Source organism: Bifidobacterium callimiconis (assembly GCF_003952005.1).
In the GTDB taxonomy this organism is placed as follows: domain Bacteria; phylum Actinomycetota; class Actinomycetes; order Actinomycetales; family Bifidobacteriaceae; genus Galliscardovia; species Galliscardovia callimiconis.
Genome location: NZ_QXGJ01000005.1, coordinates 103,703 through 119,779 on the forward strand (window position 1 = coordinate 103,703; position 16,077 = coordinate 119,779).

12 protein-coding genes are annotated in these 16,077 nt (G+C 63.2%); 9 read left to right on the top strand and 3 right to left on the bottom strand.

Going from position 1 to position 16,077, the window contains the following annotated elements; genetic code table 11:
- Nucleotides 1-351 precede the first annotated feature (351 nt).
- The 3 genes from D2E23_RS06020 to D2E23_RS06030 all read left to right on the top strand — a co-directional run bounded on the left by D2E23_RS06020 (nt 352) and on the right by D2E23_RS06030 (nt 7,658).
- Nucleotides 352-1,545: an SLC13 family permease gene (locus D2E23_RS06020; RefSeq protein ID WP_126030078.1), complete on the top strand. Its 1,194-nt coding sequence runs from the start codon at nt 352-354 to the stop codon at nt 1,543-1,545.
- A gap of 234 nt (nt 1,546-1,779) precedes the next feature.
- Nucleotides 1,780-3,543 (top strand): exonuclease SbcCD subunit D, encoded by a 1,764-nt coding sequence (locus tag D2E23_RS06025; RefSeq protein WP_126030079.1) that lies wholly within the window; start codon nt 1,780-1,782, stop codon nt 3,541-3,543.
- On the top strand, nt 3,540-7,658 hold the full coding sequence (locus D2E23_RS06030) for an AAA family ATPase (RefSeq protein ID WP_126030080.1): 4,119 nt from the start codon (nt 3,540-3,542) through the stop codon (nt 7,656-7,658). The genes D2E23_RS06025 and D2E23_RS06030 overlap by 4 nt, the downstream gene beginning before the upstream one ends.
- A 412-nt stretch (nt 7,659-8,070) precedes the next feature.
- On the opposite strand, the gene D2E23_RS06035 is transcribed toward D2E23_RS06030, so the two are convergent.
- The gene (locus D2E23_RS06035; protein WP_126030081.1) at nt 8,071-8,703 is read right to left on the bottom strand and encodes a hypothetical protein; all 633 of its coding nucleotides are present in this window, start codon (nt 8,701-8,703) and stop codon (nt 8,071-8,073) included.
- A 480-nt stretch (nt 8,704-9,183) separates the two neighbouring features.
- Here D2E23_RS06035 and rpsF point away from each other — a divergent pair, with 480 nt between their 5' ends.
- The 4 genes from rpsF to rplI all read left to right on the top strand — a co-directional run bounded on the left by rpsF (nt 9,184) and on the right by rplI (nt 11,128).
- Nucleotides 9,184-9,480 (top strand): 30S ribosomal protein S6, encoded by a 297-nt coding sequence (gene rpsF / locus D2E23_RS06040; RefSeq protein WP_126030082.1) that lies wholly within the window; start codon nt 9,184-9,186, stop codon nt 9,478-9,480.
- A 135-nt stretch (nt 9,481-9,615) separates the two neighbouring features.
- Nucleotides 9,616-10,278: a single-stranded DNA-binding protein gene (locus tag D2E23_RS06045; protein WP_126030083.1), complete on the top strand. Its 663-nt coding sequence runs from the start codon at nt 9,616-9,618 to the stop codon at nt 10,276-10,278.
- Nucleotides 10,279-10,411: 133 nt separating this feature from the next.
- Nucleotides 10,412-10,660: a 30S ribosomal protein S18 gene (rpsR, locus tag D2E23_RS06050; RefSeq protein WP_093961239.1), complete on the top strand. Its 249-nt coding sequence runs from the start codon at nt 10,412-10,414 to the stop codon at nt 10,658-10,660.
- A 15-nt stretch (nt 10,661-10,675) separates the two neighbouring features.
- On the top strand, nt 10,676-11,128 hold the full coding sequence (rplI, locus tag D2E23_RS06055; RefSeq protein ID WP_093961240.1) for a 50S ribosomal protein L9: 453 nt from the start codon (nt 10,676-10,678) through the stop codon (nt 11,126-11,128).
- Nucleotides 11,129-11,552: 424 nt separating this feature from the next.
- On the opposite strand, the gene D2E23_RS06060 is transcribed toward rplI, so the two are convergent.
- Nucleotides 11,553-11,900, bottom strand: a complete 348-nt coding sequence (locus tag D2E23_RS06060) for a tautomerase family protein (RefSeq protein WP_126030084.1) — start codon at nt 11,898-11,900, stop codon at nt 11,553-11,555.
- A 550-nt stretch (nt 11,901-12,450) separates the two neighbouring features.
- Here D2E23_RS06060 and D2E23_RS06065 point away from each other — a divergent pair.
- A complete protein-coding gene (locus D2E23_RS06065; protein WP_241227240.1) occupies nt 12,451-13,005 on the top strand; it encodes a GtrA family protein in 555 nt (184 codons plus the stop codon).
- Nucleotides 13,006-13,392: 387 nt separating this feature from the next.
- On the opposite strand, the gene D2E23_RS06070 is transcribed toward D2E23_RS06065, so the two are convergent.
- Nucleotides 13,393-14,724, bottom strand: coding sequence for an MFS transporter (locus tag D2E23_RS06070; RefSeq protein WP_126030085.1), 1,332 nt, complete (start codon nt 14,722-14,724; stop codon nt 13,393-13,395).
- A gap of 552 nt (nt 14,725-15,276) precedes the next feature.
- Here D2E23_RS06070 and D2E23_RS06075 point away from each other — a divergent pair.
- A complete protein-coding gene (locus D2E23_RS06075) occupies nt 15,277-15,936 on the top strand; it encodes a histidine phosphatase family protein (protein ID WP_126030086.1) in 660 nt (219 codons plus the stop codon).
- The last annotated feature ends 141 nt before the right edge of the window (nt 15,937-16,077 follow it).

A 16,077-nucleotide genomic window follows, 5' to 3' on the forward strand; every position in this document is an offset into this window, starting at 1 on the left:
CGCGACGGAGTCGGGACAGAGGGAGGGGTTGCGCGCGGTGTGGCTTGGGTTTTTGGTCTGTGCCGGTGTCGGTTCCCTCCCTCAGTCGCGCGTTTGCGCGACAGCTCCCTCCCTTGGAGGGAGCACGGTGGGGGTATGGTGGCTCTTTTCTGGAGAAGCACGGTGAGAAGAGCGCGGCGGGGAACGAGATTTACTACGTAACTATGGGGAATTTTTACGAAACTACGTAGAAATCGGCGTTTTTGGCGTACGATGAAAGAGCGCCGCGCGGCATCGCTGCACAATCTCACGATTGGATGTCGTGCGGTTGCTTTTCTGTTTGTTTCACGCTGATTCACGGAGGAATGGCCATTGAAGCGCTGGATCATCGAGGTGCTTAAACGTGAAACCGTACTTGTGGTAGCCGCGATCCTCGCGCTCATCTCCTGCTTCATCGTCCCCCCGGACGCCGAATACGCCGGCTACATCCATATGAACACCATCTCGCAGCTGGCCTGCCTGATGCTCGTCGTCTGCGGATTCCAGCGCATCGGCGTCTTCCGCATCATCGGCGCGAAGCTGCTCGGCCGCGTACGCACGGCCCGTGGACTGATCCTCACGCTCGTGGCGCTCCCGTTCTTCTCCGGCATGCTCGTGACCAACGACGTGGCACTCGTCACGTTCATCCCGTTCGCCGTGGCCGTGCTCATCATGGCCGACATGGAGGTGCAGATCTGCCTGGTAGCCACGCTCATGACGCTCGGCGCGAATCTGGGCGCCATGCTCACGCCAATTGGCAACGCGCACAACCTGTATCTTAAGGCCGTCTCCGGCATTGGCACCCCGGAGTTCCTGACCATCATGGCGCCGTATTCGGGACTCGCGGCAGTGCTGCTCGTGGCGATCATCTGGTTCGTGTTCGGCGACCGCGAGGTCTCGCAGTTCGAGAACCTCGGCGCGCAGGGCATCGAGCAGGGCGTGCTCGCGCCGAACCCCACGCAGCCGCAGCCCGACGAGATCCGCATCACCGGCTATGGTGCGGGGTACGGCGGCTGGCGCACCGTGGTGTATTCGTTGCTGTTCCTGATCTGCCTGCTGGGCGTGGGCGGCGTGCTGCCGCTGTGGCTCATGGTGGCGATCGTGTTCGTCACGTTCCTGTTCTGCGACCGTCGCGCATTCGCCAAGGTCGATTGGTGCCTGCCGCTCACGTTCTGCATGTTCTTCATCTTCATCGGCAACATGCGTCGCGTACCGGCGTTCTCATCGCTGGCCGAGTCGCTGGTGGGCGGGCACCCGCTCGAGCTGGGCGTGGCGTTCAGCCAGGTGATCAGCAACGTGCCGACCACGCTGCTGCTATCCGGCTTCTCCGACGCGTGGCGCGAGCTGATCATCGGCACGAATCTGGGCGGCATGGGCACGCTGATCGCGTCCATGGCGTCGCTGATCTCCTACAAGGGCGTGGTGGCGAAGTATCCGGAGCATCGCGGCCGCTATCTGGCCGTGTACACCGGCATGAATGTGGTGTTTTTGATCGCGCTGGTGGGTCTGGCGCTCGTTATCGAGTAGGTTTCTCGCCGAAAAAATCGCAGAACTGCAAAGTAGCGTAATGAGAGCGTTGATATTCCAAGGCTTGATTTTCGCTACTTTGCAGTTCTGCGATTTTGAAATCGATGATTCAGACCGGCGCTTGATCCGGTTGAGCGAAAACGAACATTACCGGACGTCAAGGGATTGGAAACGAACGTCGCATGTTCGATTTATCCCACGGCCTGTCCCGCTCACGGACTTCGGAATTCGTGAATGACTAATCTGGAGCTCATGAGGATTCTCCACACTTCGGATTGGCACATCGGGCGGCGGTTCAAGGGCCTGGACCTGGCCGAATACCAACGGCGGGCGCTCGACTGGCTGGTCGACACCGTGCGGCGCGAACACGTTGACGTGGTCTGCGTGTCCGGTGACGTGTATGACTCCCCGATGCCCTCCGCGGCTTCGGTGGATCTGCTCGATGACGTGCTGACACGGCTGACTTCGCTCGAGGATGACGAGGGACGCCCGGCAGTGGATGTGATCGTGACGCCCGGCAACCATGACTCCGCGCGCAAACTCGGGTTTGGTTCAAGAATGATGCGCCCGAATCTGCACCTGTGCTGCGACACCGCGCGGATCGCGGAACCGGTGATCGTGACGCGCGGGGGAGATACGACCGGCGAGCGCCTGGCCGTGTACGCGATGCCATACCTGGACCCGGACGTGGCGCGGCCCGTATTGGAGAAACTGCTCGTGGAAGCGGGCGAACATGCGCCCGTCGATGACGAAGTCGCCGGACCCGCCGCAGGCCATGCCTTTGAAGGGGACAACCTCCAAAACTCTGGGGATAACCCGGACGCCTCCGCTTCCCGCATCCCGCGTTCGCACGAAGGCGTGATGACTGCTGCGATGCGTCTGATCCGTGCCGATCTGCAACGTCGTCGAGCCGAAGCGAAGGCCGACGGCGTGCCGTTCCATGCGGTGCTCATGGCCCACGCGTTCGTCTCCGGCGCATCCCCTAGCGATTCGGAGCGGAACCTCACCATCGGCGGCGTGGACAGCGTGCCTGCCGCAGTGTTCTCCGACAGTGGCCTGGATTATCTGGCGCTCGGCCACCTGCATCGCGCCCAGCAGGTGCGCATCCCTGCGTCGGCTGGCGTTGCGGCTGGCATTTCGTCCGATACGACGACTGACGTTCCGGCCGGTGCCTCGGCCGGCGTGGTTGCGCCGATGCCGCCCATCGCCCGATACGCGGGATCGCTACTCGCCTACTCGTTCTCGGAATCGTGCACGCCGCCGACGGTCGGCAACGGCAAGAGCGTCACGATCGTCGATCTGCCTGCCGACTCAGCTGCATCCCGTTCCGGCGATCTCACCGTCCCCGACTCTCCCGCCGACCCGGCCGCACTACAGTCTGTCGTCACCGGCGTCTCCGCCGACTCCACCCCTACCGACTCTGACCCTACCGACTCGGTCGTATCACATTCCATCGAGCCCAGCATCGCCGCCGGCATCGGCAACTCCGGAAACTCCAACAACCCCAACGGCTCCGCCGGTTCCGATACGCGTCCGTGCATCGCCGTCCGCACGATCCCCGTGGAATCCGGTCAGCCCGCACTCGTCCAGCTCAAAGGCTCTCCCGACGAACTGCTCGGCACCCTTGCCACGGAATATCGTCACGACTGGGTGTCGCTCACCGTGGTCGCCGACGCCTACCCGCACGGCATGTATCAGAAGCTCGACGTCGCGTACGACAACGCGTTGGAGAAGAACTTCGAAATCACACGACGAGCCGATCACGGCAGCATCAACGGCAACGACCGCACCATGGCGAACCTACGTGAAACGCACAGCGAGATCGATGTGCTCGAAGGATTCGTCCGGTACACGCTCGGCCGCGATCCGAACGACAGCGAACTCGCCGTACTGCGCGACGCCGTCGAACGCGTGCACGCCGCCGGTGCCGGTACGAAGGACGATGCGAAAGGCCGAGGGAACGTCGCGGCCAGGAACGAGAAAGGAGTCCGCGCATGAAACTCATCGGCATGCGGTTCAAGGGCATCGGACCGTACGAACAGGAGTATTCCATCGACTTCGCGGCGCTCAACCGGTCGCACATGTTCCTGATCGAGGGCGAGACCGGCGCCGGAAAATCAACGATCCTTGACTGCATCAGCTTCGCGCTGTATGGAGACGTGTCGGTGGACGTGGCCAGCAAGGACCGTCTGCGCTCGCGTTTCCTCGGCACCGACCAGACGCCGTCGTACGTGGAACTGATCTTCGAACTCAACGATGCGTTTTATCGCGTACGTCGCGAGCCGGCCTACGAGCGTCGTAAAAAGCGCGGCGAAGGCACGGTGTCGGTGAACGCCAAAGGCGTGCTGTGGAAGGTGGACGACGGTCTCGAAGCGCTGCTGCCGAATGGGTCTGACGCGCTCGACGGCACGGCCACGCGATACTTCGACTACGCCGAGGACGCGGACCATCACACGGTGCTGGCGAGTCAGGCGCGTGACACCGGTACGGAGATTCTGCGGCTGCTGCATCTGACGCGCGATCAGTTCTCCAAGACCGTGATGCTCGCGCAGGGCCAGTTCTCCGGTTTCCTACGGTGCAAGCCGGAGGAGCGTACGCAGCTGATCAAGAGCCTGTTCGAGGCGGACGTGTACGAGTCGATCCAGAAAACGCTCGACGAGATGCGTAAGGCTCAGGCCGATGACGTGACCGCGCAGCGCCGTGATGTGGTGGCCGCGATCCGCGATGCGCGCAGCAACGCCGAGGCGATCGAACGACGTGTGCGCGACGTGGATGCCGATGGCGATGGTGCTGGCGGCGATGGTGTCGATGGTGCTGACGGCGACGCTGTCGGCGGTGTCGACGGGGGAGATGCTGCGGCGGAGACCGATGCGTCCGCTGTGATTGCGGTCGAAGACGAACGTGACGGGTCCTTTGAGCTCGGGGATTTTGATTTCGAGTCCGCAGGACTTGACCTTGACTCGGCGTCATTCGATTTCGGAAGGACCGACGATCTCGGTGATGACGGCGATGCCAGTGCTGGTGCCGACGCCGAGAACAGTGCCGAGAACGATGCTCCTGCCGATCCGTTGGACGTGATCAGGGCGAACTGGTGCCTGACCGACGACGGCGATCTGGCCGAGCCCGCCATGAGCCCGTCCGACATCGCGGACGCGCTCGACCGTCATGTGACGGCCATTGCCACGGCGTCGGCCGATCTGCTTGAACGCAGTCACGACGCGTTGACGATGGCATCGACCCGACTCGACAACGAACAGCGCAGGCTCGATGCCATGCGTCGACTGTCGTCCGTCGATAAGGCGTATCGGGATGCGGTCGATCGGCGGGATGCGCTGGAACGACGCCGGCGCGATATCGACGCCATGCGCGACCGGCTGCGGGATTCCGCGTCTGCCGAACCCGTGGCGCGCGCCCAACGCGAACTGAACGCCGTACAGGGGCGTCGGGCGGAAAGCGACGCCGCATTGCAAAAGGCCAAGTCCGAGCTCGACGCGTACGAGCCTATGGACGAGCTGACCGCCGCGCGCGAACGAGAGAACGCCGTGGCGGCCGGTCGTCCCGCCGCCGAAGCGAACCTGCGCGCCGCCAAGGAACTCGGCGTGCGTGCCGGTGCCGCTCGTGCCGCGTGGAACAAGGCCGATCGTGCCCGGTCGCAGGTCCGGTTGTGCGAGGATGCGACGGAGTCGGCCCGTGCGACGCTGCGGGAACTGGACCATGAGGCCACTGAAGCGGAACTGCGGCAGCAGCTGGAGGACGCGATCCGTCGCGAAGCCACGCGGTCGGGTCTGCAGGATCGCTTGCAATCCGCCCGAACCGTGCTCGACCATGCGCGCAAACGGCAGACCGAGGAGGGCCGACTGGTGGATCTACAGACCGCCGTCGAGCGTGCAATGCAGCGGCGGCGTGAGGCTGACGACGCCTACACGCAGGCGCGGCGGGCGTTCTTCGCTGCGGGTGCCGCGCGGCTGGCGGGAGAGCTCGCGGACGGACAGCCGTGCCCGGTGTGCGGCAGCGTGGATCACCCGCATCCGGCCGTGCAACGGACTGCGAGCGCCGATACCCTCGCGGGCGAATCAGTGCCCGACGAGGCAAGGCTGAACCAGCTCGACCAGGCGGCTCGCCGCGCCGCACAACACGTGACCGAAGCCGAAGGCGCGGTGGCGGTGTGCAAGGCGCGTATCGAGGCGGAAACCGAACAGTCCCAAGACATGAGCGTCGCGGACGCCGAAGCCGCGGTCGCACAGGCTCGCAAGGAACTGGACGGCATACGCGAGCTCGGCAAGGAACGAGCCCGGTTGGAAGCGCGACTGCAGAAGCTTCATGACGCCGGCGATCGGGTCGCCCAATGCGAGCATCGCGCGGACGTGGCAAAGGCCGAGGCATCCGGAGCGCTGGAACTGGCTCGTGCGGCCGTGGAATCATGCGCGGCGGCGGTGCAGGCGATGCCTGCACCGGGGAAGGCGGAGGCATCCGGTTACGAAGACGCTGCCGTCAATACGCTGAATGATGCGGTCGCGACGAATGTCGAGTCCGGGACGGCAGCAGGACTCGAATCTGGTGTGGATGCCGGGGTGCGCATATCCAAGGAATTCGTTCCCGACGTATCCGATGACACGAAATCCGGTGAGTCCGTCATGTCCGCGTCGGACGATGCCGCCATATCCGATGAGTTGGCCGCGCTCGCCGAACGCATCGACGACGTTGCCGAGCGTGCGGTCGTTGCCGAGCGTGCAGCGAACGACGTCATTGCCGTGTGCGAGCGTGCAGCGCGCGAAGTCGACCGGATCGATCAGAAGATCAAACAACGCAACGCTTTGGAGCAGCGGGTCGGCGCGCTTGCCGCCGCGTTGCAGGAGATCAAACGCCAGCTGTCTGCAGTGTCGACGGCGTACGACGAGGCGTTGGCGCAGAGCGGTTTCGAGACGGTCGAAACGGCGTTGGCGGCGTGCCTCGACACTGCCGCGGCTCAGCGGTTGCAGTCCGAGATCGACCGATTCGACCGCGACGATCATGCGACCCAGGCCGAGGTGCGGCGCACCCTGGACGCGTTGCGGGTCCAGCTGGCGTCGGACATCGTGCGGTCGGTGCTGGCGCAGTATGCGGCTGATGCCGGGGCTGATGATGGTGTTGAGGGCGACGGTGATGGCGATGCAGATGGCAATGGTATGGACGTCGGTGCTGATGCCGGCGGTGCGAATGGCGACGGTACTGACGTCGGCAGCATATTCACAACTGACGGCGGGGAAGTGTCCGAGGTCAACGCATCTGTGGCAGGCGATACCGTCGAATCGGAGACGACCCCCGTGCAGCGGTTGCGTCAGTCGCAGCAGTCGCGTCCATCGACCGACGAGGCACTCGAATCGTTGCCCGAGCCCGACCGGCTGAGCGCGATCGTACGGGAACTCGAATCGACCGTGCGCCGCGCGGAATCCGACCGCGACGCCGCCATCCGTATGGAGGAACAGGACCGGAATCTCGACGTGGAACGTGAACGGACCGCGACCGCGCTGCGGGCGGCGCTCGATCTGTGGGTATCGTCGTCGGCGCGATTCGTGCCCGTACGCGACATGGCGCTACTCGCCGGCGGCCGCGCGGGATCACTCGCCACCGGCACCGCAAACGAAGGCCTCTCGCTCGTCACCTACGCCGTCACCGAACGATTCCGCGACGTGCTCGACCGAGCCAACGAAATCCTCCGCGACATCAAGGGCGGTGTCTACGAACTGCGACTCGGCGCGCACGAGGGCCGTACCGCCAAGACCGGTCTGCCGATCGAAGTATTCGACCGGCGCAGCGACCTCGCGTGCGAGGCCACCACGCTGTCCGGCGGTGAGACGTTCTTCGTGTCGCTCGCGCTCGCGTTGGCGCTCGCCGACATCATCCAGGCGGAGAACGGCGGCATTTCCATGGATACGTTGTTCATCGACGAGGGATTCGGCTCACTGTCGGAGGAGTACCTCGACGACGTGCTTGACGTGCTGCGTGCGATGAGCCGGCATCGTGACATCGGTGTGATCTCGCACGTAGGACAGCTGAAGGATCAGATCGCCGAACGGATCAGCGTGACCCGCATCAACGAGGACTCCGCCAGCCGCCTCACCGTAACGGTGTGAGCACGATTCCCGCACGGCTCAAATAGCGTCGGCTCCCCTCCCTGAGGGGAGCCGACACGCAAAGCGTGACTGAGGGGAGCATGCGGGCAAAATACCAGCGGTGTGCATGAGAACTCGGGCAAGTTCGCCGGCGAGCCACATCGGTCCCGCACAGATCGATCCACCATCCGAGGGACGGCCACAGTAGCTCCGGCTCCCCTCCCTGAGGGGAGCTGTCACGCAAAGCGTGACTGAGGGGAGCATACGGGCAAATGCCATGGGACCAGTGCTCCCCCCAGTCGGCTTTCGCCGACAGCTCCCCTCAGCGAGGGGAGCCTGTGGGTGGGGAGCGTCTGGCCGACTATTTCGATAGGCCCTGCATCCTAGGGAGCCTACGGATGAAGGCGTTCGCTCAGATTCCGAGATTATCGGATCAGCCGAAAAGACGGCCGAACAGTTCGCTCGCGGCGTCGCTCAGGGATCCCGCTGCGTCACCGAGCGACCCGGCGGCGTCCTGCAGGTTTGCGTTGCCGAGCGCGTCCCCGGCCGCGCCGGCCAAGCCGTCGGTCGCGCTCTGCAGCGTGCCACCCAGATCGGCATCGGCCGCGGACAGACCATCAAGCGCGCCGCTGAAGTTGCCGCTGGTCACGCTTTCCCATACGCCGCTCGCGGCATCAGTCAAACCGGAACCGGCCAGATCGCTGAGCGCCGTCTGCCCGGCATCGGCTAGGCCTGCGCCGGCATCGGCCAGTCCCGAACCGGCATCAGACAGTCCGCTCGCGGCGTCGCCTAGTCCAGCTGTCGCGTCCTGCGCGACCGAACCAAGATTCTCGGTGGCGCCGGTCAGTCCCGATACCGCATCCTGCGCGGTCGCGCCGAAGTCGTCGGCGGCTCCGGTCAATCCACCTGCCGCATCGGCGAGCCCGCCTACCGCATCCTGCGCGGCGGCGGTGCCATCACCCAGCACCGAACCCACGACGTCGGAAAGTCCGGCGTTTTCGGCCACCTGACCGAGCAGATCGCCGGCGCCGTTCGACAACGCGTCTTTGAGAAAACCGAATACCATGATGTCCCCCTTCGTTGGTCGGCGCCACAATGGTCATGTCGCCGATCCGTCAATGACACGGCGAATCTGATCGCCATGCCGTGCGCGTGGCCCGCGCGGTTTCCGTTGTAATCCGTGCAGTTGCGGTTTGTGTGTCGGTCAGGTCGTCATCGTCGCCTTGAAACGACACTGTTGCATGATCTGTTGAAATAACGATCTGTATATAGCTAAGCCGACGCGGCTGGAAGTCGGCTGGGAGTTTGGTGGAGATTGGGGTGGGGAAGGGTGGTCGCCGATCGTTTGGTTTGCGGACGTCCCGACATGATCTCGATAAATCAGTGCAGGATGGCCGCTGTGGAAAGTCGACGCAGTGCAAAACGCAACTCGCCGCAGTCGTAGTCCTCGGGGGAGTGTAGCTTATGAGAGTTGCCCATTTTGGGCACGCGCTTACACACTCCTGCCATGGACCGTCCATGGCCTTTAGTCCGAAGGAGGTGGGTGATGTCTGCGCACAAGTATGAACTGATGCTCATTGCCGATCCCGAGCTGGATGAACGAGCACTGAAGAAGCTCACCGAGCAGTTCCTCACGGTTGTCACCGATGAAAAGGGCACCATCGACAGCACCGATTACTGGGGCCGTCGCAAGCTGGCCTACGAGATCGCCGGCAAGACCGAAGGCAACTACGCCGTCGTCGAGTACACCGCCGAACCGGCCACCAGCGCCGAGCTCGACCGTCTGCTGAACCTCAACGAGTCCATCATCCGTACGAAGATTCTTCGTAAGGACGCCAAGTGATCCTTCGGGCATAGCCCGAATCACTTCCCACGTCTTACACGTCTAGAACCTCTAGAGCATAGAACGTCAACGAAGTACGATTCCCGGCCGAACCCAAGCCACGGCGAGGGTGCGGCGAACCAGGAAGGCTGAATCATGGCAGGAGATACCGTCATCACGGTCGTGGGCAACCTCACGGCCGATCCTGAACTGCGTACCATTCCGAGTGGTGCCACGGTGGCGAACTTCACCATCGCCTCCACCCCCCGCACCTACAACAGGCAGTCGGGTCAGTGGGAGGACGGCGAAGCGCTGTTCCTCCGCTGCTCGGCATGGGATTCGAACTACAACCCGATCGCTTCCAACATCCAGGCGTCGCTGGCCAAGGGCATGCGCGTGATCGCGCAGGGCCGCCTGACCCAGCGTTCCTACACCGCCAACGACGGCAGCACCCGCACGGTGGTGGAGCTGCGCGTGGATGAGATCGGACCCGCACTGTCGCGCAACACCGCACAGGTGACCCGCAACAGCAACGGAGGCAACGGCGGCTACCAGGGCGCAGGCCAGGGTGGCGGATTCGCCGGTGCCCCGCGCAACAATGCGGCTCCCGCGCAGGGAGGCTACCAGGGCGGATACTCCGGTGGATATTCGGGCGGATACCAGGGCGGTGCAGCCGCTCAGGCCGCTCCGCAGCACCAGTCCGCGCCGGCCGCCCCCGCGGCCGATCCGTGGTCGAGCGGTGCCGACGCCTCGGGTTCGTACGGTTCGTTCGGAGCCACCAACGATTTCGGTGGCGGAGACGACGAGCCGGAGTTCTAACGCTTACCATCGTCAACCGTCAACGGCGGGCACAGGCCACAGCCGGGCGGCATGACGAACAGACAACAGACACAAAGTCGGCACAGGCCGACACAAAGTCAAAGACATCAGTCGTAATTTGTAAGGAGTGCATATGTCACGCAAGAGGCCGCAGCCGCCGGTGAAGCCGTTCAAGAAGAAGCCGAACCCGCTGAAGGCTGCCAAGGTTACCGAGATCGATTACAAGGACGTGGCTCTGCTGCGCAAGTTCATCTCCGATCGCGGCAAGATCCGTTCCCGTCGTATCACCGGCGTCACCGTCCAGGAGCAGCGCGAGCTCGCCAAGGCCATCAAGAACGCCCGCGAGATGGCTCTGCTGCCGTACGCCACTTCCGGCCGCTGATAGGAGGATTTAGCAATGGCTAAGGATACCAAGGTTATTCTCACCACCACCGTTAGCAACCTGGGCCACTCCGGCGACGTCGTCGAGGTGAAGCCGGGCTACGCCCGCAACTACCTGATCCCGCAGGGCCTCGCCTTCGCGTGGAGCAAGGGTGCCGCCGCTCAGATCGAGCAGATGCAGCGCGCTCGCCGTGCCGCCGCTCTCGCCACTCGCGAGGACGCCGTGGCCGCCAAGAACGCCATCGAGGGCACCGTCGTCGAGATCGCCGCCAAGGTCTCCGAGTCCGGCAAGCTGTTCGGCGCCATCTCCACCAAGCACGTTGCTCAGGAGCTGTCCGCCAAGGGCACCGCCGTCGAGGCCAAGGACATCACCGTGGAGAACATCAAGACCACCGGCGAGTTCGCCGCTACGGTCCAGCTCCACCCGGAGATCTCCGCCAACTTCACCATCAAGGTGGTCGCCGCCTGATTTCGTTCACCGCGGTTCGGTCCGGTTTGATTCCGTTTAATTCGGTTTGATTCCGGGCTTCGTGGGAATGATGTCAGTCGATAATCGACCGACCCGAGCTTAAGCCCAAAGGGCCCCGCAGATTCGCGCATTGCAGTTGCGCGTCTGCGGGGCCCTTTTTGTTTGTTTGGTGGACTTGGCACGGCGCATCATAACCCATGGCTCCCCTCGCCGCCGAGGGGAGCTGTCCGCCGTATGGCGGACTGAGGGGAGTCCTGCATTCCGGGAAGCGGGGAGTGTTTCCCTGCGTCCAAACAGACCCCGCAGGCAAACCGTGCTATCCCCTGTGGTGTGTATCTCCATCTCCCCTCAGTCGGCTGCACCGACAGCTCCCCTCAGCGAGGGGAGCCATGGTCGAGCGCGAGGGGCTCGCGACGGAGAAAGACTAGAAGTTGCGGCCGCTCCAACCCCAGTCCGTCGTCGCCGTGTAGCGGATGTAGACGCGGTTGGAGGGGATGCCGAGCACATCCTCCAGCGCGGCGTCGATCTGGCGGGTGAGCTCCTCCCAGCTGGCGCGCGGGACGTCGCTGCCGAATACGTTCACCTCCACGTAGGCGGCGGGCTTGCCGTCGTCGCCGCCGAAGTAGATCGGCATGTTGTCCTCGAAGGGGCACATGAGCCAGCCTTCGGACTTGCCGGGAACCGCGGTGATGGCCTTGCCGTACGCGGTCTTCAGGGCCTCGCGCTGCTCCTTGCTGATGTTGGTGCTGGCATGGGTGTGAATGACGGGCATGATCGCTCCTTTGATTGATCGGTTACTGTCCCGATTCCAGCGTAACCCGCCCCTCGGGCGTTCCACGTGAACCGAATTGTGCGGTTTTCGGGTGTCGCGGAGGCGATGCTCCGAAGCAAACATCGCAGAACTGCAAAGTACGGGTTCAGCGGCCTTGAAATTGCAGCGCTGTAATTTGGCTACTTTGCAGTTCTGCGATGCCGGTCTCGGCACATACTGGTGATGTGTCCAAACAATGCGGCAAATCGCCCGGAATCGATCCTTAAATGTGCGGTTCTGTTCGGGGAATGTTCCGATTCGAAGAGGCTCGAGCTGCGCCGGTTCACAAATCGAAGATACCGAAAAAAGACGGCGGTATTCTCCCAAAAATCTGAGCTATCTTCGATTTGTGAACCGCCGTACCTTGGGCCCGTAACAGATCTCTCCCAAAACCCCACAGAATCGAACAATCGAACGGTCCCAACCCGTAAATCCTTCAAATCGTAAAGATCGGGGAGGGGTTTCCCACCCCCGAACCCGCCGGTCAGGGTGCCTGAGTTAAATGGGGCGGGTGAGAAAACTGATTGCACAGCTTATGAAATTCGGCATCGTGGGTGTCATCGCCTTTGTCATCGATTACGGCCTGATGAACCTGCTTCTGATGATGCACATGCACAACATTCTGGCCACGTCGATCTCTTTCTTCGTATCGCTGATCTTCAACTATCTGGCGAGCATGAAGTTCGTGTTCAAGCACCGCGCGGACATGGCCCGCTGGATGGAAATCACCATCTTCTTCACCTCCTCGTTCATCGGTTGGATCATCAACGAGGTGATCGTGTGGATCAGCACGTCGTGGATGCCGCACGATTCGATGTACACGATGCACACGCAGTACGTGATCTGGACGAACATCGGCAAGCTCGTGGCCACGGCCGTGGTGATGGTCTGGAACTTCGTCATCCGTAAGTGGCTGCTCGACGACACACACACCAACGCCATGAACCGCCTGCGTTCCGGCGATCACAAGCTCACGGAGGAGGAGCTAGAGGCCAAGCGCGAGAAGAGCTTCTCGCATCGCCTGGGCATGTGGTCGATCGAGCACGCGCCGTTCGGTTGGAAGTAGCGGAACAGCTTTGCCGTTTGGCGCTTGCGCACATCGAGTTGGATTGAGGGTTCGTCGGGAGTCTCCAACGAACCCTCAATTGGTATGTGGCGGCGTACGGGATATACGCAACGGCACCGCGACCGCTGCCTGATACCACCTGGTGCCGCACGCTGCGGGTTCGTTCGTGCAAAGATACATACCCGCAGCGGATACGAGCCCACGCTGCGGGTTTGATGCGCTCGACGAACATACCCGCAGCGAACGAATCGGTTCGGTGCGGGTATGTATCGGTTCCATGACAGACCCGCACCGGGAGCCGCGCCACGCTGCGGGTTCGTTACAAATCCACGCCATACCCGCAGCGTAGAAGGCGGCAGCCCGCAGCGTAGGAGCGGCCCAGCCCCGTCACACGTGCACTTCGGCGAGGATCGGCGTCTCGGTGCTGGACTTGATCTGCTTGAAGCCCACGAACGCGATCACCAGCGAAGCGAGCGCGAGCACGGTCACGGTCATGAATCCGCCATGCGAACCGTACCGGTCGATGAACTGGCCGGCGATCGCGGATCCGACCGAGGCGCCAATCGAGTTCATCGCGCCCATCCACGCCACACCCTCGGTGAAGCGCGACGGCGGCACCAGATGCAGCATGATCTGGTTGCCGTTGATCCACGTGGGCGCCTGGCACACGCCGCACAGCAGGTAGATGATCATGATGACCCACAGATGTTTGGCGAGCACGAAGCAGCTGATGCCGATGTTCACCACGGCGAGGCAGAAGTAGAAGCGCTTCCACAGCGGGATCGTCCAGTTCTTCGCGCCGTACACCAGTGCGCCGCACAGTGAGCTGAACGAGAAGCAGGCGAACACGAAGCCCGTGAACTGGGCCATGTCCTGCTCCTTGGCGAACGCGATGATCGAGATGGCGGTGGCGCTCTGGAACGCGCCGAGTCCGAACCAGGTGACGCACACGGCGATCAGACCCGGTCCCCAGATCGAATCCTTGGCGTTGTCCGCGTCGCCGCCCTGAATGGCCGCCGCACGGGCCGCCTCGCGCTCGCGGTACTCCTTGCGCGTGAGTCCGGCCGCGCGCGCCAGCTGCGTCTGCGACGGCGGTTCGGTGGTCAGCTCGGTGAGGAACATGAGCGCGCCCACGAGCACGCACACGCCGGTGAACGAAAACGCGAGCACGCCGGAGATCACGGCGAGGATCGAGGCGAGTGGGTTGCCGACCACCCACATGCATTCGTCGAACACGCCGGACAGCGACAGCGCGCGGTTGATCTTCTCGCTGTCGCCCTTGAGCTGGTGCGTCCAGCGGGCGCGGCTCATGGCGCCCCACGGCGGGATGCATGCGAGGAACGGCGTGATGCAGTACAGGATCCATTCGGGCGCGCGGTGCGTGATGCATGTGACGAGCGCGATGGCCGACACCATCCACAGGATGATCGTGGGGATGGAGACCTGCCGCTGGCCGAACTTGTCGGTGAGCTTGCCGAGCAGCGGCGTGAGGATGGCGAGTGCGATGGCCTGCACGGCGGTGAGCGCGCCGGCGAGTCCGTAGCTGCCGTAGTAGGTTTGCACGGAGATGGTGATGGTCATGCCGACCATGGGGAACGGCATGCAGGCGATGACCGAGCCGATGGCGTAGCGTGCGGAGTGCGGCATGCGGAGAAGCTCCGCATAGCCGCCGAATACACGATGGTTGACGTCTTTGATCGCTTGGATGAATGTTGACATGCCTTGCCTCTCCTCCTTTGGTGGTGCTCGTGGCGTTGCCGGCCGCGGTCCGCTTTGGCCGCGCTGCCGTTCCGCCCGTGACAGGGTTGGTGATCGATTACGTTCGTCGATTCTTTCGGTTATGTTCGCATACCGACCATTCGGTTACTGCATGCAAACTTGAGCTAGCCTATACCTTTTCCCGACCCCGACACGCAGCATTCGTCCAGTATTCATATGAATTTTCTGTGACCTCGCGGACAGTCGTCGGCGGTCGTCGCGGACCATCTATCGCGGTCTGTCTGTCGTCATTCGCCATCGATTACCGCTAATGCTCATGTCGCCGTACGCCCGACAGTGGGGAAGCCGACACCATACGGGTAGACTGGATGGCAGCGATAACAACGTTCGTCGTCGGCGGCTGTCCGAGTGACTGTATCGGCTGTCTCAGCGGTTCCGCTCCAGCGGTTTGCCTTAGCGGTTTGCCCTGACGGTTCCGGTTCAGCGATTTGCCTCGGTGAGTCCATCCCGACGAACCCGTCCGACGATCCCAGTAAAGGAGCCTCATCGACGATGCCCGCAACCACCATTCATCTGGTCCGTCACGGCGAAGTGTTCAACCCGAACCACGTGCTCTACGAACGTCTGCCCGACTTCCATCTCTCCTCGCGCGGCGTACGCATGGCCCAGGCTACGGCCCGCTACATCGCCGCGCATTCCGGGCTCAACCATGCGGCCGCGGTCTATTCGTCGCCGCTCGACCGCACGCGCGAGACCGCCGGCGAGATCCTCAAGGCGCTCAACTCGGTGCGTGAGGAGCGCGGAGAGCAGCCGCTCGAACTCACCACCGACGAGCGCGTGATCGAGGCGGGCAACGAGTTCCGCGGCAAGCGCATCGGCCACGGCGACGGCGCGCTGTGGCGGCCGGAGAACCTGCGGCTCATCCGCAACCTGCACAAGCCGTCGTGGGGCGAAAGCTACGATCACATCGGCCAGCGCATGAGCGACTTCGTGTACGAAAAGGTGGGCGAATACCCCGGCGAGCAGGTGATCGTCGTGAGCCACGAATCGCCGATCTACTCGTTCCGTCACCTCATGGAGACCGGCAGCGCCGAGCACTGGATGTGGAAACGTCACACCGCGCTCGCCTCGGTCACGTCGTTCACGTTCGACTCGGAGACGCGCGAACTGCTCGCCGTCGCGTACGCCGACCCGGCCGCCGGCGTGCAGTGACGTGCGCGGTCTCGCACGTTTCCCGAGCGGACCGTCATTGGTAATCGTCATTGTTGGTCGTCAACGTGATCTTGGTCACGAAAACCGCCCGAACGCGGGTCAACTTGGCGAAAACCGCCGGATTTCTCCGTCAGCGCGACC